The organism is Butyrivibrio sp. XPD2002 (assembly GCF_000423945.1).
Taxonomy (GTDB): domain Bacteria; phylum Bacillota; class Clostridia; order Lachnospirales; family Lachnospiraceae; genus Butyrivibrio.
The window spans coordinates 55,007-80,002 of the sequence record NZ_AUIY01000025.1 but is presented as its reverse complement, the minus strand read 5'-3'; the positions used below and the strand labels follow the sequence as shown (position 1 = coordinate 80,002).

21 protein-coding genes and 1 tRNA gene are annotated in these 24,996 nt (G+C 43.4%); 15 read left to right on the top strand and 7 right to left on the bottom strand.

Annotated elements, in window-relative coordinates:
• Positions 1–306: 306 nt before the first annotated feature.
• On the top strand, positions 307–1,125 hold the full coding sequence (locus G587_RS0113065; RefSeq protein WP_026492621.1) for an MBL fold metallo-hydrolase: 819 nt from the start codon (positions 307–309) through the stop codon (positions 1,123–1,125).
• A 55-nt stretch (positions 1,126–1,180) separates the two neighbouring features.
• On the opposite strand, the gene G587_RS0113060 is transcribed toward G587_RS0113065, so the two are convergent.
• Positions 1,181–2,578, bottom strand: coding sequence for an MFS transporter (locus G587_RS0113060; RefSeq protein ID WP_026492620.1), 1,398 nt, complete (start codon positions 2,576–2,578; stop codon positions 1,181–1,183).
• 188 nt (positions 2,579–2,766) lie between these two features.
• Here G587_RS0113060 and G587_RS0113055 point away from each other — a divergent pair.
• From G587_RS0113055 to G587_RS0113045, 3 genes are all read left to right on the top strand, one after another.
• Positions 2,767–2,850 (top strand) — tRNA-Leu (locus G587_RS0113055).
• A 229-nt stretch (positions 2,851–3,079) separates the two neighbouring features.
• Positions 3,080–5,479 carry a hybrid sensor histidine kinase/response regulator gene (locus tag G587_RS22710; RefSeq protein ID WP_051201028.1) on the top strand — a complete coding sequence of 800 codons (2,400 nt, stop codon included), beginning with the start codon at positions 3,080–3,082 and terminating at the stop codon, positions 5,477–5,479.
• Between the two features lie 42 nt (positions 5,480–5,521).
• Positions 5,522–6,061, top strand: a complete 540-nt coding sequence (locus G587_RS0113045) for an NUDIX domain-containing protein (RefSeq protein ID WP_026492619.1) — start codon at positions 5,522–5,524, stop codon at positions 6,059–6,061.
• Positions 6,062–6,099: 38 nt separating this feature from the next.
• Here G587_RS0113045 and G587_RS0113040 read toward each other — a convergent pair whose 3' ends face one another.
• Positions 6,100–6,759 carry a hypothetical protein gene (locus G587_RS0113040; protein ID WP_026492618.1) on the bottom strand — a complete coding sequence of 220 codons (660 nt, stop codon included), beginning with the start codon at positions 6,757–6,759 and terminating at the stop codon, positions 6,100–6,102.
• 170 nt (positions 6,760–6,929) lie between these two features.
• On the opposite strand from G587_RS0113040, the gene G587_RS0113035 reads away from it, so the two are divergent.
• Complete coding sequence (locus G587_RS0113035; RefSeq protein WP_026492617.1) at positions 6,930–7,502, top strand: thymidine kinase; 573 nt, start codon at positions 6,930–6,932, stop codon at positions 7,500–7,502.
• A gap of 44 nt (positions 7,503–7,546) precedes the next feature.
• On the opposite strand, the gene G587_RS0113030 is transcribed toward G587_RS0113035, so the two are convergent.
• The 3 genes from G587_RS0113030 to G587_RS0113020 are packed head-to-tail and all read right to left on the bottom strand — an operon-like array spanning position 7,547 to position 11,574.
• Positions 7,547–8,500, bottom strand: coding sequence for a substrate-binding domain-containing protein (locus G587_RS0113030; RefSeq protein ID WP_051201027.1), 954 nt, complete (start codon positions 8,498–8,500; stop codon positions 7,547–7,549).
• A gap of 60 nt (positions 8,501–8,560) precedes the next feature.
• Entirely contained in the window at positions 8,561–9,562 is a 1,002-nt protein-coding gene (locus G587_RS0113025; RefSeq protein ID WP_051201026.1) for a substrate-binding domain-containing protein, read from the bottom strand.
• A 14-nt stretch (positions 9,563–9,576) separates the two neighbouring features.
• Entirely contained in the window at positions 9,577–11,574 is a 1,998-nt protein-coding gene (locus G587_RS0113020) for a methyl-accepting chemotaxis protein (RefSeq protein ID WP_026492614.1), read from the bottom strand.
• A gap of 212 nt (positions 11,575–11,786) precedes the next feature.
• Between G587_RS0113020 and G587_RS0113015 the strand changes: the two genes are divergently transcribed.
• From G587_RS0113015 to G587_RS0112980, 8 genes are all read left to right on the top strand, one after another.
• Positions 11,787–12,200, top strand: a complete 414-nt coding sequence (locus G587_RS0113015; protein WP_026492613.1) for a hypothetical protein — start codon at positions 11,787–11,789, stop codon at positions 12,198–12,200.
• Between the two features lie 18 nt (positions 12,201–12,218).
• Positions 12,219–12,731 (top strand): DUF6465 family protein, encoded by a 513-nt coding sequence (locus G587_RS22705; RefSeq protein ID WP_051201025.1) that lies wholly within the window; start codon positions 12,219–12,221, stop codon positions 12,729–12,731.
• Between the two features lie 178 nt (positions 12,732–12,909).
• A complete protein-coding gene (locus G587_RS0113005; RefSeq protein WP_026492612.1) occupies positions 12,910–13,212 on the top strand; it encodes a hypothetical protein in 303 nt (100 codons plus the stop codon).
• Positions 13,213–13,324: 112 nt separating this feature from the next.
• The gene (locus tag G587_RS0113000; RefSeq protein WP_026492611.1) at positions 13,325–14,329 is read left to right on the top strand and encodes a deoxyguanosinetriphosphate triphosphohydrolase; all 1,005 of its coding nucleotides are present in this window, start codon (positions 13,325–13,327) and stop codon (positions 14,327–14,329) included.
• Between the two features lie 47 nt (positions 14,330–14,376).
• Entirely contained in the window at positions 14,377–16,155 is a 1,779-nt protein-coding gene (gene dnaG / locus G587_RS0112995) for a DNA primase (RefSeq protein WP_026492610.1), read from the top strand.
• 411 nt (positions 16,156–16,566) lie between these two features.
• Positions 16,567–17,778: an RNA polymerase sigma factor RpoD gene (rpoD, locus tag G587_RS0112990; protein WP_242834409.1), complete on the top strand. Its 1,212-nt coding sequence runs from the start codon at positions 16,567–16,569 to the stop codon at positions 17,776–17,778.
• A gap of 4 nt (positions 17,779–17,782) precedes the next feature.
• Positions 17,783–18,523 carry a class I SAM-dependent methyltransferase gene (locus tag G587_RS0112985; protein WP_035786650.1) on the top strand — a complete coding sequence of 247 codons (741 nt, stop codon included), beginning with the start codon at positions 17,783–17,785 and terminating at the stop codon, positions 18,521–18,523.
• Between the two features lie 36 nt (positions 18,524–18,559).
• Positions 18,560–20,212 (top strand): nucleoside kinase, encoded by a 1,653-nt coding sequence (locus tag G587_RS0112980; protein ID WP_026492607.1) that lies wholly within the window; start codon positions 18,560–18,562, stop codon positions 20,210–20,212.
• A gap of 82 nt (positions 20,213–20,294) precedes the next feature.
• Here the strand turns inward: G587_RS0112980 and G587_RS0112975 are convergent, their stop codons facing one another.
• A complete protein-coding gene (locus tag G587_RS0112975; RefSeq protein WP_207637472.1) occupies positions 20,295–22,520 on the bottom strand; it encodes a hypothetical protein in 2,226 nt (741 codons plus the stop codon).
• A 222-nt stretch (positions 22,521–22,742) separates the two neighbouring features.
• Positions 22,743–23,714, bottom strand: a complete 972-nt coding sequence (locus G587_RS22700) for a hypothetical protein (protein ID WP_051201024.1) — start codon at positions 23,712–23,714, stop codon at positions 22,743–22,745.
• A 220-nt stretch (positions 23,715–23,934) separates the two neighbouring features.
• Between G587_RS22700 and G587_RS22695 the strand changes: the two genes are divergently transcribed.
• Positions 23,935–24,429, top strand: a complete 495-nt coding sequence (locus G587_RS22695) for a cupin domain-containing protein (protein ID WP_081679443.1) — start codon at positions 23,935–23,937, stop codon at positions 24,427–24,429.
• Complete coding sequence (locus G587_RS0112960; RefSeq protein ID WP_026492605.1) at positions 24,426–24,986, top strand: GNAT family N-acetyltransferase; 561 nt, start codon at positions 24,426–24,428, stop codon at positions 24,984–24,986. Before G587_RS22695 ends, G587_RS0112960 begins: the two co-directional genes overlap by 4 nt.
• Positions 24,987–24,996 lie beyond the last annotated feature (10 nt).

Below are 24,996 nucleotides of genomic sequence, written 5' to 3'. Positions count from 1 at the left end.
ATCTTAAATTTTTGATATTTGGGAGAATGAGAATCCTCATAAGCCCACTGTTTAAGCGGAATATATCTACAGATAAAGTTGATCAACCAGCAGTTTTGTTGATAGAGCTGATGGATGATTTCAAGTAAATAAAGTATAATGTTCACGAGCATTGTTTCCTTTGCGGGATGTTTTCTTGGTCGTTAACATTATACCAAAAGGGAGGTCAATGCTCTTTTTATTTTGAACTCCCGAAAAATAGAGGATTTATAAAGAAAAAAGGAGTGTCGATTAGACACTACCAGAATGGAAAAGGAGTAAAAATATATGGAAACGAAAATTACTATAGTAGTGGACAATAAATCAAATGATGAGATGCGGGGCGAATGGGGACTTTGCATCTTGGTTCAGTATGCTGGAAAAAAATTTCTTTTGGATGCAGGTGCTTCTGATCTGTTTCTTGAGAATATGGAAAAGCTGGGCATTGATGTAACTGACATTGATTATGCTATGCTCAGCCATGCTCATTATGATCATGCCAATGGTCTTCCGGCATTTTTGGAGGAAAATGATAAAGCTCAGCTTTATGTAAGAGAAACTACAGCTGAAGACTGTTATGCTAAGAAATTCATTTTCAGAAAATACATCGGAATTCCCCACAGGATGCTTACGAAATACGCTGACAGAATAGAGATGGTATCAGGCGATTATAAGATCATGGACGGGGTATGGCTTTTGCCGCATAAGACGAAGGGGCTGGAGAGCATAGGGAAGCGTGAGCTGATGTACAGGAAAACACCTCACAAATGGATTCCTGATGATTTCTCCCATGAGCAGAGCCTTGTTATTGAAACGGATAAAGGACTTGTTATATTGAACTCATGCTCACATGGCGGCGCCGGAAATATTATCAATGAGGTAAAGTCGACGTTCCCGGATAAGAAGGTATATGGACTGATAGGTGGATTACATCTGTATAACAAGCCGGAGTCTGAGATAAGAGAGGTCGCAGAAAATATACGTGCCACAGGAATCGAATATGTCTGCACGGGACATTGCACCAAGGACAGAGCGTTTGGAATACTAAAAGAAGAACTCGGTGATATGGTAGATCAGATGAAGGTGGGACACCAGGTAGTAATTTGAATTACGAAAATAATTACGGGACTGCAATTGCAGCCCCGTATTCATTTGTCGACACTTAGGGAAGCTTTTTCTTGTAAAAACTGGTCTTGTTTGCTCTGCCGGTCTTCAGATCCCTGATTCTTTCCAGAATCGCTTTTTCCTTATATGTAAAGAAAATAACTGCACCGATAAAGCAGGTGATAAACGCGATAAGAGCGGTTGTGCGATAGCTCTGCTTTGTCTGGGATGAGGTAATAGAAGTGAAGATTACAAGTGCAAGTGCCTGACCCATCTTGAAGGCAAAGGTTCTTGCGGCAAAGAACATTCCGCTTCTGTCCTCGCCGGTTTCAAGTCTTGTGACCTCTGCTACGTCAGCAACGCAGGCCTGGGGAAGGATACCAAGAATAGCCATAGGGATGGCTGCTGTTACTGCGATGATAAAGCCCCAGTGAAGACCCTTTCCGCACATGGTTGTGATTCCAAAAACGATACAGTATGAGAAAAAGCCTGTGATGATAAGCGGCTTTTTACCCATTCTCTTAGCAAGAATATTTACAACAGGATAGAGTGCTACGCTTATGGCAGTCATTGTGGCTGTCAGCACGAAGGTCCAGGTGTCCTCGATTTCCATGAGCTGTGTCTCGTAGAAGGCAAGCCCTGTCTGGAACAGAGTCAGGGCAAAGAAGTAAATAACATCGCTGTAAACAAAGCGTCTGAACTGTCCGTTTGAAAAGGTCTTTGCAAGTGATTTGAAAGGCGCAGTTTCGCTGGGCTTGGAATCAATATAGTCACGCTCCTTAATATAGAAAGCGGGAATAAGCATTGAAATGCAGGCCATAGTAGCCATTATTGCTACTGAATAGCGGATGGAGTTTTGCTGACCTACGCCTGGCTCCAGCGCTCCTGCCACATTGGGAAGGAGGAAGGATATACTCTGACCGAGGATAAATGTAAATGAGATGAAGGTTGATACATTTATTCGGTGCTGCTGTGTATCTCCAAGCTCAGCGATAAGTGCGTTGTAGGGAGTGCAGAACATTGTCATGAAAAGATAGAACACCATCAGGAGAATGAAAAGTATAGTATCATTCAGTCCGATGCTGCCTGTCTGTGGAAGCACGAAGAGTCCGATTGTACAGAGTGAAAACGGAACAGCCATGGCACGCATGAAAGGAATACGGCGTCCTCCCTTGTAGTTACTTCTGTCAGACCAGCCTGCGATCAGGGGATCTGTGATGGCGTCAAAAATTCGTCCTGCTGCGAGAACAAGACCGAATAATGTAAGCTTGAACAGAATAGGGGACTGGGTGATTCCTGATGCGAATACACCTGTGTTGGGATTCTGCTCACTGGGTATTCCGGTGTAGTAGTAGACCATCCAGTTTGATACGATTCCGGATAGCAGACTCCAGCCGAACTGCCCGAGGGCGAAGATCCACAATAGCTTGTTGGTGATTGGTTTTAACTCTTTCATAATTAGGTAGTGCCTCCCGATACATTATAGAAACTATTATACTATATGTAGTTCCCTAAAGGCGCAAATATCGTATATCAGTGCATGTATAAACTTTTTAACGATTTTTTGAAAAAAGTGTTGACTTATTTTTTCAATTTGGTATTATATACGAGTCGCCGCTAATGAGCGACGCGAAATAAATGAATGCGGAAGTGTCGGAATTGGCAGACGAGCAAGACTAAGGATCTTGTGATGGCTACATCGTGAGGGTTCAAGTCCCTTCTTCCGCACGATAAAAAAGAGGTAAGACGAATGTCTTACCTCTTTTTTATCGTGCGGAGATGGGGGAGGAGAGCCCCATAAATAAAGTTGGGTTTAAAAGAGTATGAAGAATCTATAAATGTAAACAAACTGTTTTTAGATAGTATTATAATTTGATTTATAAAGGCGAATTGTGTTTATTCGTAGAATTTCTATAGCGACGCATTAAGACTTTGTTTCTGATTACAGGTGGTACAAATGGTGAACCACAAAAAAAGTCTGGCAACAAGAATATGGTTTGTTGTTTTGTTGGCGGTAATTCTTTCCACCGGCTCTTTTTGCGTTGTCGCTCTTTATCAGGCTAATACAGCCATCATCAAATCCACAAGACAAAGAATGCTTGATATTGTAAATTGTGCTGCGGGCTCAATAGACGGAGATACTCTGGAGAGGCTCACTAAGGACAGTTCGAACAATCCCGGCTATCGGAGGGTTTATAATGCACTTGCAATTTTCAGGGATAATATAGAAGCTGATTCTGTTTATGGGGTTCGTGAGGAAGAGGATGGAAAATTTACCTTCACTGTGGATCCTTCTCTTAATGAACCTGCAGAATTCGGTGAAGAGATTGTAGTGACAGATGCCCTTATTAAGGCAAGTAAGGGCATCAGCGCCGTTGATGAGAAACCCTATACGGATCGGTGGGGAACTTTTTACAGTGCATTCAGTCCTATCTACAATTCCTCCGGAGTAATTGTCGGGATTGTGGGCGTGGACTTTACCACAGAGTGGTATGAGGGACAGCTAAGAGAGCAGGTTCGTCAGACATTGATACTCTTCTTTGTGGTACTTTGTGTGGTTCTCTTGATGATCGGTACTTTGTGCTACATACAGATAAGGGCTATCACAGTGCCCATGAAGCATATTACGGATACGGCGCAGCTCTATCAGAAGGGAGATTTCAGCCAAAAGCTTGAGATTGAAAGAGAGGATGAGCTGGGAGTTTTGTCCCGGGCATTGCAGTCCATGGCAACGTCGCTTACGGAGCAGATAAGGGAGGCGGATGCCGCTAACCGGGCGAAGAGTAATTTCCTTGCCAATATGTCACACGAGATTCGTACGCCCATAAATGCTGTTCTGGGAATGAATGAGATGATACTCAGGGAGACTTCAGACCCTGAGATCAGATTATATTCTGAAAATGTCAAGACAGCAGGTTCAACCCTTCTTGGCATCATCAATGATATTCTTGATTTTTCCAAAATTGAAGCAGGAAAGCTTGAGCTTATTCCTGACAGATACGATCTTTCATCGGTTATAAATGATCTGGTGAACATGGTGCGTCCAAGAGTGGATGACAAAGGCTTAGAGCTCGTTCTTGATGTTGATCCCAAAACACCGAAGCTGTTGTATGGCGATTCCGGACGTATAAAGCAGATAATCACGAATATACTTACTAATGCCGCCAAATACACTGAGGTAGGCAGCATAGTATTCCATGTGGGCTTTTCAAAAATGGAGGACGATCCTGAGAATATTCTTCTCGAGGTGGCGGTGAAGGATACAGGTATCGGTATCAAGCCCGATGATGTGAAAAAGCTGTTTTCTGAATTTGAGAGGATTGAGGAAAAGAGAAACCGTAATATCGAGGGTACAGGCCTTGGTATGAACATCACCAAGAACCTTCTTGAGATGATGGGATCTGCCCTTGAGGTGGAAAGTGTTTACGGAGAGGGTTCCAACTTCCACTTTTCATTAAAACAGAAGGTTGTAGGTTCGGAAGTACTGGGCGACTATAATACTACTTATATGGAATCTCTTAAACGGTCAGAGGAATACAAAGAGAAATTCACAGCGCCCGGAGCAATTGTCCTTGTGGTGGATGACAATGAAATGAATCTCATGGTATTTGAGAATCTGATCAAGCAGACACTTATCATGACAGATACCGCAGACAGCGGAGATGAGGCTCTGGAAATGATGAGGAAGAAAAAATATGATATCATTTTCCTTGATCATATGATGCCTGATAAGGACGGAATAATGACCCTGCATGAGATGAAGCAGGAAAAGGATAATCCGAATCTGAATACGCCTACAATCTGTCTTACAGCCAACGCGATCACCGGCGCAAGAGAGGAGTACATTGCAGCAGGCTTCTCCGATTATCTGACAAAGCCTATAGACCCAGACAGTCTTGAGCTGATACTTATGAAGTATCTCCCTGGCAATCTCATTGAGATGAGCCCGGATGAGTCAGAGCCAAGTCCTATGAATACGCACAAGACAATACATGTACATAAAAAGCTGGCTCTGTTACTTGATCAGAAGCTTATACGCATAGACAGAGGTATTGAACTATGTGTACATGCTGATGTATATCTGGAAGTACTTAAGGCCTTTTATGAGCTTGCTGAAGATAATATTGAAGAACTGGATCGTCTTTACACCAAGGGAGATCTGGAGAACTATTCGATAAAAGCTGATGTGCTAAAGTCCTCCGCCAGAATAATAGGAGCAAACAAGCTTGGAGACAGGATATATCGCCTTGAAGCTGCCGGCAGGGCAGGGGATTATGACTATATCAAAATACACCATAAGGGTGTCATGAAAAAATACAGGGATCATAAGAATCTGATTGCTGCGCTTAATATCTAAGCATAATATAAAAGAAAAACATGATGAAAAAAGGAGAGCATAATGAGCGAGGAGTTAAGAGACAAGAACGGTCTCACTGAGGCAGAATATTTAAAGGACTATAATCCCAATAAGTGGAGGAAGCCTTCGCTTACATCGGATATCTGTATAATTGCCAGAGGAGAGGGCGATGACAAGCTTTTACTTATAATAAGAGGCAATCATCCCTGCATTGGAAAATGGGCATTGCCCGGGGGCTTTTCAGAGGCAGGAGAGAGGATTGAGGAGACCGCTTCAAGGGAGCTTGAGGAAGAGACGGGAATTAAGATGGGTTCCGATAAGCTTACTCTTGTAGGTGTCTACAGTAAGCCCGGAAGAGATCCAAGAGACTGGACAGTATCTGTGGCATTTCTCGCTATTGTAAATGAAAATGAGGTTAAACCGATAGCCGGTGACGACGCCGATGATGCCAAGTGGTTTTCTATAAAAAATGAAAACGGAGAATATTTCCTTGAAAATGGTGATATCAGACTTTCACCAAAAGATCTGGCTTTTGATCATGAAGATATATTTGCAGATGCAATGAAAAAGGGTGGCCGCTAATGCGACCGCCCTTTCAATTATTTTCATATTAAAAGTCATTACCATCTGTAGGCTGTGAAGTAGCACTCATAAGTATCTGCGCCTTCAGGGATATCAATGTCCTTTACAACTGTCTCGCCTGCTTCAACATTGTAATTGCTGTTTACAACATAGGAATCCTCGAAGCCTACAAGCTTGTGATTTTCATCAAAGAACAGCGTAGCTGCCTGGACAGAGCTGATCTCGTTTTCACTGGTGTTAACTGCCTGCAGTATGAGCTTTCCGTTTTTGGATACGGAAGCGGAGATATCTATATCATAAAAGGCGGGAATGATGTAGCTTGATTCCTCATAGTGGATCTTGTAGGAGTAATCTTTTGCATCCTCTGAGTTAAGGAAAAGAGCATATAATACAAAGCTCTGGCCCGGAGCAACATAGCAGCTGTAGGAAGAACCTGTTTCAAGAATGCTTCCGCTGGCATCATAGCTGACGGTATCCCAGGAGACATCGAGATTTACTTCTGAATTATTGACGCATGTTGCGATAAAATATCTGTAGCCGTAAGGAGATACAAATTCGAAAGTATCTTCTACATAAAGCACATCGGAAGCGGCAGTTCCTCCTGCCTTTTCAACAGCACTTTCGGTTGCGGCTAATGCTGTGTTTCCGGTAAGCATTATTATCAAAAATGCGGCAACCAACGATTTCATAATTTTCATAAGCATAACCCTCCTTGATTATAAGAGAACCTATATTTTATTATAAAAATCTATGTGTACCTGCTATGTACAATGTCTATAATTTTAATAAAAAATGGCTTAAAAATGTGCTAAGATAAGAAAGTTGGACGGCGCTGCAATGCATGTCAAAAAAACTTGAGGAGAGGGTTATGGCACAACTATATTTCAGATATGGTGCGATGGGTTCATCCAAGACGGCTAACGCACTTATGGTCAATTACAACTATCATGAGAGGGGCAAAAATTCCATTATTTTAAAGCCGGCTCTTGAGAACAGAGACGGAGCTACAATAATAAGATCAAGAATAGGACTTCAGGCGGAATGTATGCTTGTGGAGGATTTCTTCGATGAGTATCACAGGAAGCATAAGATGATAGAAAAGTACGATGCCATCATAGTTGATGAGGCACAGTTCCTTACTGCAGAGCAGGTGGATATGCTCTCTGATATCGTCGATTTCGATAAGGTTCCGGTAATCTGCTACGGACTTAGAACAGACTTCCAGGAGAAGTTTTTCCCCGGTTCAGCAAGACTTATGGAGATCGCAGATAAGATAGAAGAGGTTAAGACAGTCTGCTGGTGCGGAAGAAAGGCTACCTGCAACGCAAGAATATACAACGGGAAAATCGTACGCGACGGTGAGCAGGTATTTATGGGCGGTAACGAAAGCTACATCGCTCTTTGCAGAAAGCATTTTAAAAAGGGAAAGCTTACAGTATAAAAAGTACGGGCGAAGGATTATCGTGATCCTTCGCCCGTTTCTTTTTAATTCATGTAATTATCTACATTTGATATGTCTACCGGTTCAAAGTCGACCCAAATATATTTGTGGTCTTTGGTGATTCCGCCAACATAATCAAGAGTCCCGCCGTCTCCAAGAATCCTGGCGGCTTCAATAGCCTTCTGTGCCTGTCCATTGGCACTTTGGAAAACCGTGAAGGCCATTTCACCTGCTGCGATTGAAGCACAGCCTTCAGCCGTGGCATCTATGCCGCACACAATGATCTTTGTGTAATCAAAGCCTATTTCCTTAAGCACCTCTATTACGCCGAGAGCCATGGTGTCGTTGTTACAAAATACAGCATCGACGCTCTGACCTGTTTCCATGAAGGTTAAGAATCTGTCAGCAGCTTCTTTATCGGACCAGTTGGCATGGGCAACAAGAACATAGTTGGCATTTACACCATTTTCTATGAGGGTTGATTTGACGCCTGTGGTTCTGCTGTTTGTCGCAGAATGATGCTTGTCGCCCTCCAGGATGATGACGTTCATGGCGCCTTTTCCCAGCCGGCTTATGACATATTCTGCCTGAAACTGCCCTGCCTGTTCTTCAAAAGAACCCACGTAAACGTATTTGTTTGCCTTCAGATGTTCATCGGCTGGCTGGTTGTTGAGGTATATGATCGGCAGATCGTTGGACATCGCATTTAGTCTGGGGACCACCGAATTATCGGAGGGCAGACAGATGATTGCTTTAAATCCATTTTCCTTTGCAGAGGAGATAAGCTCAATCTCTTTATCTGTGGAGTTGCCGGTCTTTACTGCTTCAATACCTATATTCTGTGCTTCGGCCTGCGCCATTATCGCATCAGCAAGGCTCCCTCTGAAGCTGTCTACATCATCCGGAAGAATGAAGAGATACTTTCCCTTTGGAGCCTCCGGTTCTGGGGCAGGAGCAGCTGCACAGCCTGTAAGAGTAACTATAACCAGTGTGAACACTGAAGCAATACTTATTAGTTTAGTAAAAATGTATCGCTTCACGATAAGACCTAATGAAGTTTATTTTATTGATGCTGCGTTTGACTTATCTACAGGAGTGAAGGGTACCCATACGTATGTAAGGTCGCTTGTAACATACTCAACATCCTTGGTGGTACCTTTCTTGGCAAGAGCTATTGCTGCTTCGATACAGGCTGCACCCTGGCCCTTTGCTGACTGATAAACCGTAAACTGCATACCGCCATCGAGGATGGACTGGCAACCGTCTGCTGTGGCATCAATACCTACTACAGGGATGTCTGCGGTGCTTATTCCGAGCTCGTTCATGGCCTGAACTACGCCGAGAGCCATGGAATCGTTATTGCAGATAACGCAGTCATAGGGCTGTTCTGTTTTAAGGAAGGTCTTGAAGCCCTCAGCAGCCTTGTCTGTATCCCAGTAAGCTGTGTCATTAAATACGAAGTTTGCATTTATGCCATTTTTCTTAAAGTAGTCTTTCACAGCCTTGGTTCTGCTGATTGCAGCGGGGTGTCCGGGCTGACCTGAGAAAAGAACTACATTGAGGCTGTTAGGTTTCCCGAGCTTATTCCATACATACTCTGCCTGCATGTTTCCGGCATCGATCTCGTAGCTTCCTACATACATGTATTTATCGGGCTTAAGGTAATCAGAAGCCGGCTGAGTGTTGGTAAAGAGGATGGGTGTATCTCCTGCAATAACCTCAAGCTGAAGAGCAGTTTCGGCATCAACGGGGTTGCAGATGATAACATCGTACCCCTTTGCCTTTGCTTCACGGAACTGTTCAACCTGCTCATCGACTGTGGCACAGGGAGCACCCAGATCGACGGTTACGCCATTTTGCTGGCCTGCTTCAGCAACGGAATTCATTACGAGTTCCTTGAAATCATCAAGGGTCAGTGTGGAGAAAAATACTCTGACACCTGAACCATCCGTAGATCCGCCACCTGAGGAAGCACTTTTACTGCATCCTGCGAGAGTGCCTACAGTCAGTATGCACACCGCAGCAAGACTTATTATTTTAGTAAATATATTCTTCTTCACGATAAGACCTCCTCTTAAATCTTAAACTGTGAAACATGGGAAGTAAGAGTGTCAGATGTATTTGCAAGCTCGTGGGAGTTGTTGGCAACATCTTCACTGTTCTTTGAAATGTTCTTTGCCTGTTCAACCATGTTCTGTGAGGTTGCCAGTATCTCGTCAGCGCTGGCTGCCTGCTCTTCGGAAATGGCAGCTACGTTGGTTGCAACATCATCAACCTTCTCAACGTTTCTGATCATCTCTTCGATGCAGTCGTTGGAAGCCTGGATGTTAGTGTAAATCTGATCAAATGTATCAACAGCAACATGGATAAGCTCGCTGTTTTTCTCTATACTCTCTGCACTGGCATTGGCCTGTCCTACAGCCTCGTCGATAAGTCTGTGTACATCCTCGATAAGGCTTGAGATGTTGGTCGCACTCTCGGAACTTGTCTGGGCAAGCTTTCCGATCTGGGTAGCAACAACTGCGAAGCCCTTACCTGCTTCACCGGCACGGGCAGCCTCAATGGATGCATTCAGTGACAGGAGGTTGGTCTCTTCAGCGATCTCTGCGATCATGCTGACGATATTTGTGATCTCCTCGGATGCGTGTCCAACTTCATTTATGGCATCAACCAGCTTGTTGTTTGCAGTCTGGATTCCTTCCATGGCATGTGAGAGCTTCTCCATGTCATCACGGCCCTTCTGGGATATTTTAACTGTTTCCTTCATGGCTTCATCGGCCTTCTCGGAGTTATCGCGGGTATCTGCAACAACTGTAGCAAGAGTGGTTGCATTGGATGCGATATCGCCTACAGCAACTGCCAGCTGATCTACGGTATCGTTCAGCTGCTGCATTGCTTCAGCCTGAGACTGGGATGCGTCGAACATGTTCTTTGAAACCTCGTCACTGGTCTCGGATTCCTGTTTGAGCTTTTCGGATTCCTCGCTGATACTTGAAAGCATATGCCTCATGCTCTCAACGAATTCAGCAATCTTGCTTCCCATAACTCCGATCTCATCGTTGCTCTCAGCCTTTACATCTATAGTGAAGTCACCTTCGCTCATGGCGTTGATACTCTTTGTGATACCTGCAAGAGGAGCGATAACCCTGCTTACAACGTAGATGATAAGAAGGATGATAACGATTACGGCTACAACACCTGTGATAACAAGGTAGTTACCAAGCTCCTGCACGCTTTTCAGAATAACGTTATGAGCTATGTAAGAAACCAATATCCAGTCTGTTCCTTTTATTTCCTTAAATGCTACCACATAGGAGCCTATTTCCTTGGTGGTAAGATCGCCGTCTTCAATTGACTTTGCGACACCGCTAAGAAGCTTATCGCTGTTGTCAGTGGTAAGAGTTGAGGAAACAAGAGCAGTATCTCTGTGTGCAAGGATTGTGTTGGTGTTTGTGTCTACAAGGAATGAACTTGCATCGTCCATTTTTACACCGGAGTTAACGATGATACTGATCTTATCAAGAGTAACGTCTGCAGCTATAACCTTGATGGTGTCATCACCATAGGAAGTGATAGCAGATGCACTGATAACGTTAACGCCCTCAGCATTTTTATAAGCGGTTCCATACTGCATATTGGCTCTTGTCAGACCCTGCTTATACCATGTGGAATTAGTGGGATCACTTTCTTCAAGAGTTGATTCCGTGGGCTTTATGAATTTTCCATCGGCAGTTCCTATGTGGAGTCCCTCAGGAGAATTGGAATTAAAGTTGTAATATGAGTCAAGCATCTTCTGAAGCTGAGCCTCGTCCAGATCAGCTCCCTCTATAGCCTGCTTGGCTGTGGTGAAAAACTGAAGATTTTCATCCAACCAGGACACGATATTATCAGCCTGATTTGAAATAGATGAATTAAGGTTTGATGTAGCAAGCTCAGTCATGCGCTTTTTGGACATAGTTGTTGCTATGATAACAAGAGCGGCAATCATGATAACTACAATAGGAACAATGAAGATTAGCAGTCTGTTCCTGATCTTCCCGGATCTACGGGTCTTAACAGGTTTTTCGCTCATATTGGCCTCCTTAAGCAAGTAAAGGAAAAAAATAAATACTATATCATCTTTAAAATTAGCACATAGACCCGTAAAAATCTGTATTTTTATCCTTAAATTTGCATAAAAAATTACGAAAAAAAGCACAAACAAAAGGCTATAAAAATTGCAACTTTTCCATTATGAGAATATACTTATGTAAGGTATAAAAATCATCTTATGGGGGACCGGTCATGGAAAATAGCGAAGAACTTCTGAAAAAACTCACTGAGGATTCCAAAAAGAGCCTGAAGCTTCAGAAAATCAGAACAGCCTGTGTTTTTGCAATGCTGGTGATGATGGCATTTTCTGTTTTTGTGATTGTGCCCAGGGTGGTGAATATACTGGACAGGATTCAGAATACAGTTGCGACTGCTGAGGAAGCTATGACCAGGGCTCAGGAAACACTGGATGAGATCGATGAGATGGCGGATTCACTTACTAAAACCGGAGACGGCATGAATGCACTTATTAATGAAAATGGTGAGAAGATTGCGGATTCTCTGGAGAAGATGTCTAACATCGATTTTGACGGACTGAATCAGGGAATAAAGGACCTTCAGGATGCGGTCGGTCCATTTGCAAACTTTATGAAAAAATTCAAATAACGACAGGAGGGTATGAAAATGGCTAAGAAGACAACAACTGACACTATCAAGGACATTGCCAAGAACGTTAGCGAGGCTGCAAAGCCCTATGTGGAGAAGGCAGAGCCCTATATCGAGAAGGCTAAGGAAAAGGCAGAGCCTGTTATCGAAGAGGTTAAGGAAAAGAGTGGTCCTGTGATTAAGGACGTTATGGAGAAGGCAGAGCCCGTTATAAAGGAAGTTAAAAAGAGAACAGCTCCTGCAACCAAGGTTATCAAGGAGCAGAGCGAGAAGGCAGCAGACGCTGTGAAGGCTGCTACCAGAGATATCTCCGAGAGCAACGCTAAGAAGGCTGCCAAGACTGAGTTTTTCATTCAGTACAAGGACTATGAAGTAAGAACTGAGGATCTCGCAGACCGTATCAGACAGCAGTATGTGGATGCGGGACATAAGCTTACCGATATCAAGGAGCTTCAGATTTATTTAAAGCCAGAAGAGAATACGGCATACTACGTGGTTAACCACAAGGATACAGGAAAGTTTGTATACTAAAAAGTAATCACCTGGCGAGGTATTTTCGAGCCTGGTGATTACTTTGTTCTGGCGAGCGTAGCGAGAGCAGAACTACCAAATAAACTGGCGAGGTATTTTCGAGCCTGGTGTACTACTTTGTTCTGGCGAGCGTAGCGAGAGCAGAACTACCAAATAAACTGGCGAGAGCAAAAAAATTATGGCAATAGAAAAAAGTACTTTTTTTAACCTGAAGCATTATGAATACGGCGAGGCATTCTTTGGAAGCTACAAGGGAATGCGTTATCGCCTTGCGAGAGAACCCCTTGAAAATGTATTTTTTACTCCCATCGAGGAGAGAAATCCCGAATCGAGACTTATGGCAACTGTCTGGCCCGAGCCTTACAGTTATTTTGATACAGAGGATGAGAAAAAAATATCTGAGAAATTCGAGATAACAGAGGAGGGCTTCGAAGAGGCCATCGCTTGGATTAATGCGCAATTTGAATCAGGAAACTGGTGATGTTCGGTTGCTGCCCTTTGGGCAGCAGCCGATTTTATTTTCACTAAGTGTTTTTTCTAAAAAGGAAATGCAACAGGTCCGCAGAATATAGATAGAGTGAGGAGTTTTTGGTATGAAAATACGGGAAAGTTTAGAAAACAGAGAAAGACTTAACCTAAGTCCATATGCAACTCTCAGCATGAATTCCAGAGGAAGAGAAAATGACGAGGAACCATGCGACATTCGCCCCTGTTTTCAAAGGGACAGAGACAGGATCCTTTATTCCAAGTCTTTCAGAAGACTTAAGGATAAGACTCAGGTATTCCTTACGCCTGACGGGGATCATTACAGGACGAGAATGACGCATACCCTTGAGGTGGCACAAAATGCCAGAACTATTGCCAGAGCCCTCAAGCTTAATGAGGACTTAGCGGAAGCTATTGCCTTTGGACATGATCTGGGACATACGCCCTTTGGTCATGCAGGCGAGAGAGCCCTCAATGCTATCTGCCCCTTCGGCTTCAGACATAATGAGCAGAGTCTTCGTACAGTGGAGATTCTTGAGAAGGACGGACAGGGACTGAATCTTACCTTTGAGGTAAAGGACGGAATCATCAATCACGAGATGGAGCTTACACCCCTCACTCTGGAGGGAAGAGTAGTAAGACTGTCCGATAAGATTGCATATATTCACCACGATATGGATGATGCCATAAGGGGAGGAATCCTCAAGGAATCCGATGTTCCAGAGAGCATCAGCAGGGTGATAGGACATTCAAATCGCGAGTGGCTCGATACATTTATTCATGACATCGTAGAAGCCAGCTCCGGTCACAACGACATTCTTATGTCGGATGAAGTCTGGGATGCACTGATGGCACTCAGAAGCTTTATGTTTGAAAACGTATACACCAATCCTGTTGCCAAGAGCCAGGAGGGCAAGGCTGAGAACCTTATCAAGATACTCTATCAGTATTACATGGATCATGAGGATCTGATGCCGGAGTACCTTACAAGGATGAGGGATTCGCAGCCCAAGGAAAAGCTGGTGTGTGATTTCATTAGCTCAATGACGGATCGTTTCGCCATAGCAAGATTCCATGAGTACTTTGTTCCCAAGAGCTGGGATGTACTGTGATAATTGGCGGATCGACTTTTTGATAAATACATAAACAGGGATACAAGATGAGATATTCGGATGAGATCATTGAAGAGGTCAGATCCCGAAGTGACATCGTCGACATTATAGGCCAGTACGTCAGTCTTAAGCGGTCGGGTGTCAACTACGTGGGACTATGCCCCTTTCACAATGAAAAGTCGCCATCCTTTAGTGTTTCGCCTTCCAAGCAGATGTTTTACTGCTTTGGATGCAGAGTGGGTGGCAACGTCTTTTCGTTTTTGATGAAATATGACAATTTAACATTCGGTGAAGCTATGAAAACCCTGGCGGAGAGGGCAGGCGTGAAGCTCCCAGAGGAGGATGAATCGCCTCAGGCGAAGATGATGCGTGACAAGCGTCAGACCATGCTTGAGATAAACAAGGAAGCCGCAAAGTACTATGTTTATCAGCTGAAAACTCCCCAAGGAGAAAAGGGTCTTAAGTACTTTAAGGACAGAGCTTTATCGGATGAGACCATAAGAAAATTCGGGCTCGGGTTCGCCAATGTCACGAGTGATGACCTGGTGAAATACCTTAGGAGCAAGGGATATAAGGACGCCACCATAATCGAGTCGGGCCTTGCATCTTTTGATGAAAAATACGGAACCCATGACAAGTTCTGGAACAGGGTAATGTTCCCGATACTGGATGCGAATTCCAAGGTCATAGGCTTCGGCGGACGAGTGATGGGAGATGGCAAGCCAAAGTATCTGAACTCTCCGGAGACCATGGTTTTTGATAAGAGCAGAAACCTGTTTGGTCTTAACTATGCCAAGAACGCCAGAGCAGGCTACATCATAATCTGCGAGGGTTATATGGATGTAATAGCAATGCATCAGGCGGGCTTTAACATGGCGGTGGCTTCACTGGGAACGGCCTTTACGCCCCAGCAGGCCAATCTGTTAAAGCGATATACGGATCTGGTCATCCTGTCCTACGACAGTGACGGTGCAGGAACAAGCGCCGCCCTGCGAGGAATAGAGATATTAAAGGAAGCAGGCTTAAAGGGCAAGGTGCTTAATCTAAAGCCCTATAAGGACCCCGATGAATTTATAAAAAATGAGGGGCGGGAAGCCTTTGAAGAGAGAATCAAAAAGGCTGAGAATCCATTTTTCTTCGAGATATCCGTAAAGGAAAAGGAATTCGACATGAGCGATCCGGCTGAAAAGACGGAGTTCCACAGATACATCGGTAAGAAACTCTGTGAATTCACCGAAGCTGTCGAGAGGGAAAATTACCTGGAGGCTGTAGCCCAGAGGTACATGATAAGTGCCGATGACCTCCACAAGCTGGTGGCAGGACTTGCAGCGGAGGGCGGAATAGTTAAGCCCAAGGCTTCCAGGGATCCTGTTAAGGCAGTCAAGGTCATCAAGGAAGATCCATCGAGAAAGCCGCAGAGACTTTTGATTACATGGCTTGCGGATGAACCGGGAGTTTTTTCCTCGGTAAAAAAATGGATCAGCCCTGGAGATTTTGCGGATGACATGTACAGAAGCATCGCTGATGAGATGTGGAAGGGGCTTGATGATGGCACATTTGACCCGGCCAAGGTCATGAACCATTTTACAGATGAAGAGGAACAAAGAGAGGTCGCTGAGCTTTTCAACACTAACCTTGTAAAGGTGGAGACAAAAGATGAGAGGGAAAAAGCACTACGTGACATTCTCTATGACATAAAAAAGTCAGGTTACGAGAAAACACTCTCTAACATGGCAAGTGATGCTCCGGAGCGGTGGAATTTCACACTTGAAGGTAAGAGAACCTTGGAGGAGCTCTCCAGAGCAAAGATAATTCTGGACGCGTGAGTTATATGAAAGGAAGGAAATAAAGTGGCAGAGAAGAAAACAAGTAAGGCAGCTGAGAAGGACACAGAAAAGAAGACAATTGTAAAGGTTGTTGGGAAGACTGCTGAAAAGAAGGCAGCAGAGAAGAAGGCTGCAGCTAAGAAAGAGGCAGCAAAGAAGGACGAGACAAAGAAGACAGCTACAAAGGCTGCTTCAAAGAAGGAAACAGCTGAGAAGACCACAGCTAAGAAGACAACAGAGAAGAAGGCTGCAGATACTGCAGAGAAGAAGACTGCAAAGGCAGCTAAAGCTGATAAGAAGGAAGAGACAAAGACTTCAAAGGCAGCAGCTAAAAAGGCAGATTCAGCTCCTAAGACTCCCGAGTCTTCAGCAGATCTTGACGAGGAGACAAGAGAGAAATTCCTCCAGAAGATCAGAGAGCTTCTTGCACTTGGTAAGAAAAAACAGAATACCCTTGATTATAATGAGATAAGCGACTTCCTTAAGGATCTCAATCTCGATGAGGATAACCTTGATAAGGTTCTTGAGCAGCTTGAGAGCGCCGGTATCGATATCATCAGAATGGAAGATGATGTTGACGTGGATATTCCGGATGATGACGGTGTGGTTCTCGGTGACGAGGATGAGGTTGATATGGAGAATATCGATCTGTCAGTTCCTGACGGAATCAGCATCGAGGATCCGGTACGTATGTACCTTAAGGAAATCGGTAAGGTTCCGCTTCTTACAGCAGAGCAGGAAATTGACCTTGCACAGCAGATGGAAGACGGTATGATGGCTGAGCGTATCCTTGAAGCAGGCACTTCTGAAGGGCTTGAGGTTAAGGAAGAAGAGGCAGAGGCTTACGAGAGAGTTAAGGATCTTCCTATGAGCGAGCTCAAGAGCGTTTCCTTCATGGGTAATGAAGCTAAGAAGCGTCTTGCAGAGGCTAACCTTCGTCTTGTTGTAAGTATCGCAAAGAGGTATGTGGGAAGAGGAATGCTTTTCCTTGACCTTATTCAGGAAGGTAACCTTGGTCTTATCAAGGCCGTTGAGAAGTTCGATTTCCGTAAGGGATTCAAGTTCTCAACCTACGCAACATGGTGGATCAGACAGGCTATCACCCGTGCTATCGCCGACCAGGCCAGAACAATTCGTATTCCTGTACATATGGTTGAGACTATCAACAAGCTCATTCGTATCAGCAGACAGTTGCTCCAGGAGCTCGGCCGCGAACCCACTCCCGAAGAGATCGCCAAGGAGATGGGCATCCCTGTAGAGAGAGTAAGAGAGATCCTGAAGATTTCACAGGAGCCTGTTTCACTTGAGACACCTATCGGTGAAGAGGAAGATTCACATCTTGGCGATTTCATCCAGGACGACAATGTTCCTGTACCTGCTGACGCAGCAGCATTCACACTCCTTAAGGAGCAGCTCGTTGAAGTACTCGGAACACTTACAGAGCGTGAGCAGAAGGTACTCAGACTGAGATTCGGTCTTGATGACGGAAGAGCAAGAACACTTGAAGAGGTTGGTAAGGAGTTCAACGTTACACGTGAGCGTATCAGACAGATCGAAGCAAAGGCACTTCGTAAGCTTCGTCATCCCAGCCGCAGCAGAAAACTTAAGGATTATCTGGACTAACACTATGAAAAATATAGTTTTATCAGAAAGATTAGGCGCAGTTGCAGGGCTCGTTAAGAGCGCTGCAAGCGTCTGTGATATCGGGACGGATCATGGATTCGTTCCGATTTATCTTATTAATTCAGGAGCCTGCAAGAAGGCTCTGGCAATGGACATAAACGAAGGCCCCCTTGAGAGGGCAGATGAGCATATACGGGAGTACGGTCTTCAGGATAAGATCGAGACAAGACTCTCAAACGGAATGGAGAAGCTACAGGCAGGCGAAGCCGAGGCCATAGTCTGTGCGGGAATGGGCGGACTTTTAATGAAGCGCATCCTTGAGGACGGAAGACCTCGTGAAAAGGGCGTAAAAAGAATGGTCTTACAGCCTCAGTCTGACCTTAGACTTTTTAGAGAGTATCTAAGACGTGAGCGCTTCTTCATAGAGGATGAGGCTGAGATTTTTGAAGAGGGCAAATACTATGTCGCCATGAGCGTAAGAGTAAGTGACGACGATAATAATGACCTCTATGACAGAGCTATACGTGAACTTGGTGATGTTAGCGAAGCTGACGCCATAAGGATCTGTGACCGCTTTGGCCCCTCTCTTATTCTTAAAAAGGATGAAACTCTCAAAAAATACCTGGCTCATGAGAAGGAAATTCTCGAGGGTATTTTATTAAAATTATCTGAAAATGAGCATACGGAAAGAATGCATGATATTATGGATAAAATAAACGATATTACAATCGTTCTGTCGATGTAATACTGTTTTCCGAATAATCACCATGGAGGTCATTTTATGCCAAAGCTTATTATTGAAGGTGAAGAGAGAGAATACGAAAAGGGTACAACCTTTGAAACGATCGCAAAGGATTATCAGGACAGATTTGATAATCAGATTGTGGCAGTAATATATGGAACAAGAATCCGCGAGCTGATGAAGAAGGTGGACAGAGATGAGAAGCTTTCCTTTATCACTACTGCCGATGAGATAGGTAATAACACCTATACCAGAACAGCTATCATGATGCTTATTAAGGCTGTTCGTGATGTAGCCGGTGATAAGCCCGCCTATACCAAGGTTGAGTACAAAATCGGTAATGCCTTTTTCTGTAATGTCAGAAGTGATTTTTCTGTTACAGAGGAGTTTGCCCAGTGCGTTCAGAAACGCATGGAGGAAATGGTAAAGCAGGAGATACCGATTTTCAAGAAGGGCTATCCTCTTGCAGATGCTGTTGAGATTTTCAGAAAAGAGGGCCTTGATGACAAGATAAGGCTTCTTCGTTACAGAAGAAGTTCTGAAGTAAATGTCTACAGGCTCGATGATTTCAGCGACTATTTTTATGGATATATGCTTCCCAACACCTCCTATGTAAAGTGGTTCAGGGTTGAAAAATATCACGATGGCCTGCTTCTACATCTTCCTTCCAGAAGGAATCCTGACAAGATTACGGACAGCGAGCCCAGAGAGAAGCTCTTTAACGAGATGGTTCGTTCCACACAGTGGGGCCAGATGATGGGCATAGATACAGTCGGTGATCTTAATGATGCTATCTGCAGAGGCGAGTTCAGTAATCTTATGCTTGTGCAGGAGGCTCTTCAGGAGCGCCGTATCGGAGAGATAGCTCAGAAGATATATGAGCGCAAGGATGTAAGGTTCGTCATGATCGCAGGACCAAGCTCCTCAGGAAAGACATCCTTTGCCAACAGACTTTCAATCCAGATGCGCACCTATGGACTGAACCCTCATCCCATCAGCCTTGATAACTACTTCGTGGATAGGGTTGATACTCCTCTTAATGAGGACGGAAGCTACAACTTTGAGTGTCTCGAGGCTCTTGATGTGGAGCAGTTTAATAAGGACATGGTAGCTCTCCTTAATGGTGAGAGAGTTGAGATGCCTACCTTTAACTTTGTTTCAGGTAAGCGTGAGATGAACGGAGACTATCTCCAGCTAAAGCCCGGTGATGTTCTTGTTATCGAGGGAATCCACGGACTTAATGAGAAGATGAGCTATGCACTTCCCGCAGAGTCCAAGTTCAAGATTTATATAAGTGCACTTACCACTCTTAGCGTAGATGCACACAATAGAATCCCTACAACTGATGGACGACTGATAAGACGTATTGTCCGCGATGCCAGAACCCGTGGTGCATCAGCAAAGCACACGATTGCCATGTGGGACTCAGTAAGAAGAGGTGAGCACCAGAACATCTTTCCTTTCCAGGAGGGCGCAGATGAGATGTTCAACTCCGCTCAGATTTACGAGCTTGCTGTTTTGAAGCAATATGCAGAGCCGCTGCTTTTCGCAATAAAGCAGGACGAGCCTGAATACTTCGAAGCAAAGAGACTTCTGAAATTCCTGGATTACTTTGTTGCGGTTGACTCGCAGACACTTCCCAATAATTCACTTACGAGAGAGTTTGTTGGTGGAAGCTGCTTTAATGTATAAGTAAAAAAGAAGAGGTGAGAGCCTATGGAAATAAGGTTCTCACCTCTATATTTATGGTATTAGAATTTCTGTTTGGTTTATGCTATTTAGTGGCAGTATCGTCACTGGCTGCGGTTTCTGTAATTTCAGAAGCTTCAGTAGCGTTGCTATTGCTGGCATCAGTAGTATCTTCTGACTCTTCGGAATTTACTTCATTGTTTTTGTCAGTATTTTGGGCAGAATTCTCACCAGAATTATCATCAGTATTCTCATTAGTGGTTTCAGGTGCAGGTGTACTTTCAGCCGGAGTTGTATTATCTGAGGAAACTTCTTCTGAAGTGGTATTATCTGAGGGTTCTGCTTGTTCCTGTTCAGGCATTTCACCCTGATTTTCATTATTCTCGTCCTGAGCATTTTCGTCGAAGGTTTCATCACCCGCATCGTAATCCTCAGGCATGAATTCTTCGCCCTCATCGAAATTAAAGATTTCCTCGCTTATATTAAGTCCATGGAAGTCTGATACCATTGAGGTGGCCAAAAGATTGGGGTTGGTGTAGTGCTTGGGGAATTCAATAGTAGCCCTTTCCATATCACCATTTTTGAAACCACATCCGGGAGCGTAGTAATCTACGGTATTTGCATTTTTTGAGCATATAAGCTTTTTGTTTGTGCCTTGAACGCTATAGCTATCGCCCTGTTTCGCTGTATCAAGAGAAGTGGTTGTGTGGTAATGATTTTTTTCATCATCCTTGTACAGAATTTTTGTGCATATAAGGCATACACCAGAAGGGTTGATGTCTATACCACTATAGGTGGAAGGTAAAGAACTGCTCGTACCACCGATACGTTTTACCTTCTGATATTTGTAAACGGTCTCGGTTTTATAACAGTTTTGATTGTGAACATGTTTAACAGGAACTGTAAAGCACCCGCCACTGTGATTACAGGTTTCGGCAGCTATGCTGCTTTTTCCGTCAGTGTGTTTGTGGTATTCATAGGTCACCTTCTTTGAGTTGATAACATGTGCGGGAATCAGCTTTACAGCTTCGATAAGCTCAGCAAATGTGGCATCCTCTGCGGCATGGTAGTCGCACAGATCGGACAGTATGGATGCTAGTTTCTTACGATTACTGTCCGAACATTGAAAAACCGCTTTAACCTGCTCGTCCAGGGCGCTAAGCTGCTGGGCATTAGCATCAAGTTTGCCATCAAGAGAAGAGATGCTGTCCTTTAAGCTGTCTACATTTGTGTTTACGGAAGAGATATTATTGTCGATTCCTGTAAGCTTGCTGTCAGAGTTTTCCTGGGCTTTGCGAACTTCGTTGACACCATTTACAGCATTCTGAACATTTTCGCCGACCTTGTTTACACCATTGATGGCGCTCTGAACATTCTCGCCAACCTTGTTTACGCCTTTTTCAACGCTCTGAACATTTTCGCCAACTTTTCCTACACCATTGATGGCGTCTTTAACGCTTTCATCGACCTGACTTACGCTGTCCTTTACCTTGTTTACATTATCTGAGGTTTTATTGATGTCCTTTTCAACCTCGCTGAGCATATTGATATAGGAGGTCTGAGTCTCCTTGAGATCTGTTTCAAGCTTGGAAAGATTCTCTTTTGTATCAACCTTCTCAAGTGACTTTACGATTGTCTCAAGATTGTTAATTACCTCTTTCTGAGCTTCGGATTTATTGCCCTTTTCACTTTTAAGCTGCTCAATGATGCCGGAGATATCAGTACCTGACTTATCGCAGGTTTTCTTTAAGTCGCCAAGAGCGTTTGTGATCTGTGCAAAGCTTTCCTTATCCTTGTTGCTATCGCTGCTTCCACCGTTTTTCATGCTTTCACCGAGCTTTTTAACCTGCTCGTTTGTAGCTGAGATTTCGGAATGGATTGATTCAAGCTGCTTATCAAGACCACTGATCTTTTCTACAACCTTACTGTTGTTGCTTACTGTGTTGTTGTTATTTTCTTTTGTGTTGTTCTTCTCATTTGTGAGAGCTTTTTCAGTGAGTTCCTTCTGCTCATTCTGCACGGTCTGGATGTTCTCTACCAGGCTCTGACTGTTTGTAACAACTTCATCAAGCTTTTCAAGGTACTGCTGGATTTCGTTAAGCTGATCGCTGGCTTTTTTCTGAACGCCAAGGGAGTCCTTACGAACCTCCTGCTGTGCTGCAGTGGCACTGATTGTCGGAGTAGTCACGTAGACGAATGCTCCACATAAAAGTGTTGCCACTACTACACCTGATGCAAGCACAAGTGTGTCATGTCTCTTAAGCTTTTTTAAAAGCTCTTTCATCGAGTTACTCTGTTTAATTGGTCTCATAAAAATTTAAAAACCGCCTTTCATAAAAACTTAAGGAAAATAAATGGAAAATCGTCTCGGAAAACACCGGACTTATCGTCAGCAGAACGCCGACAAGTTGAGACTATAACACGTTATAAAAATTATGGCAAGAGTTAATTTTGAAATTAAGAAAGTCTTAAGAATTCTATAAAATTATTAAGGCTGGAACTATTGATATGGTTCCAGCCCTGTCATTGTAATTTATTGTATGGGAGAAGTCTCCTTGTATTCAGTTAACAGTTTTGCTCTGAAATCTTTGTCCGTAAATGCTCGCTGCATATCCTCATTTCTGCCTGCGGCAACTAACCAGGCATACAAATCAGAAATGGTATCGGCTCCCTTTTCTATACCTTGTTTAATACCTTTTTCGACGCCTTTTTCAACGCCTTTTTCAAAGCTTTCATCCTGAAGCTCCTGCATATGTCCCTCAACGGTATATCCAAATAATCCCATATCTATAACCTCCTGTCTGTTTGCCAAGAAGAAATCTTTAAGAATATCCTCTGCTATACATTCATCGATTGCTTTTGATACGGCATCGGATATTATTTTCTTCTCAATATCCTCCTTTTTGATGATATGAAGGGGAGTCTCATGAGAAAGATTATATGCATCCTTCGCCTCTTTTATATATTTTCGCACTTTTGATACGAAAATGGAATATCCCTTTAATGTTTGACAGGCTTCTAATAACTGAGCGCTATGTCCTGCATTTATGTTGTACATAGCTACGATAAGTTCAAGTGAATTGTCTTTAATGGGCTTTTCATACATATCGGATAGCTTATATGTTACTTTGTCCGGTACATCTGCCATACCGTTATAGAATACGATAAACTTAGGAGCCGGAATCTTTATTAGGCTGTCGCGATAAGTCTTCTTGACAGGAATCAGTTCAATGTAGGTTGAGGCTACATAGTAAAGATCACGTAGAGGAATGTTTGGACAAACAGTAGACTGGTGTTCAAACATATTTAGCTCAAAATCTATCAGGAAGGACACATCATTCTTCATGTTAAGATAGGTACTACCTTCCAAAGTGGTTATGGTAAGGTCATCCATATTTGTATAGTTAGTACCATTGATAGCATTGTATAATTCTAATAATCTTGATTTATCATTGAATAGCATACGGAATACCGTATCTCTATATTTTTGATTTTCAAATTGCAATAAATTACTCCTCCAGTTATTTGTTAATGTTTCGTTATTCATGAATAAGGAATGGAATTTTCAGAAATAAAATTTCTGTTGCATCGGAAGTGATGCGAATACCAAAATAACAAAATGACTGTGAAATGTCAATGGAAAATTATAAAATGATTCCTGCGCTGTTGGTGAATTCCTGATAATTTTGTATGTTAGAATATGAGTAGGATTTTAATGAAAAAAGATGGCAGGGGAGACAATGGAGAGAACAGAGTATTTAAAAGAAAAATACCATATGGAGCAGCATCCTGAAGGCGGATGGTTTGCAGAAGTATACACTGCCCCATTCGGACATGAAAACCGTTCGCTGATGGGTAGCATCTATTTTTTACTTGAAGGAGAGGATATATCTCATTTTCATCAGATTGACTGTGATGAGATATGGTACCACCATGAGGGCTGCGCTCTTAAGATTACCATGATCATATATGGTATCGTGTCGGAGGTTGTAATTGGTCAGGGTGAAGATCAGAGGGCTATGACAGTGTTACCTAAGGGAGCCATTTTTGCTGCAGAAAATCTTGATAAGGGTAGCTTCTGTTTTATGTCATGTGCTACTACTCCTAAGTTTACATATGATAAATTCAGACTTATAGGGGATAAAGAGATAAGAGATATCTGCCCTGCAGATTATGAGAAGATAAAGCATCTTGCTTATCCGGAGGACATGATCAGATGAAAATCAGGCAGCTTCAAAGGGGCGAGATCACAACAATATATCAGGAGCGGCTGGTCCACGATTTTATCAAGGATGAGCTCAAAAAACTTTCGATAATTCTTAAAGCAGTTGATAATGGCGTATATGAGTGTTTGGGATTATTTGATGATTCCAGAATCATAGGGTATGCGTTCCTTGTGAAGCAGGGAATGAGTTATCTTGTGGATTATCTTGCCGTTTATCCAGAGTACAGGAATAAAGGTATTGGTAGTGAGATCATTAAAATGCTCCGTGATTATATGGCGGGAGCCGGGCTTATCATCCTGGAGGTAGAAGACCCTGTTTATTCTAAGGACCGCGATCTTAAAGAACTTCAGACGAGACGCATAGGCTTTTATGAAAGGAACGGATGCACTGATACCGGACTTCGGGCAAGGTGCTTTGGAGTCCCTTTCATAATACTTGCACTGGAAAATAGTAGTATCAGATCCAAAGAAAAGCTTTGGGAGATTTACAGGTCATTTTATGGGACAGTTTTTTCAAAGGATATAGTGGAGAAAAATGTAGAGTATCTGTGAGAAAGTCACA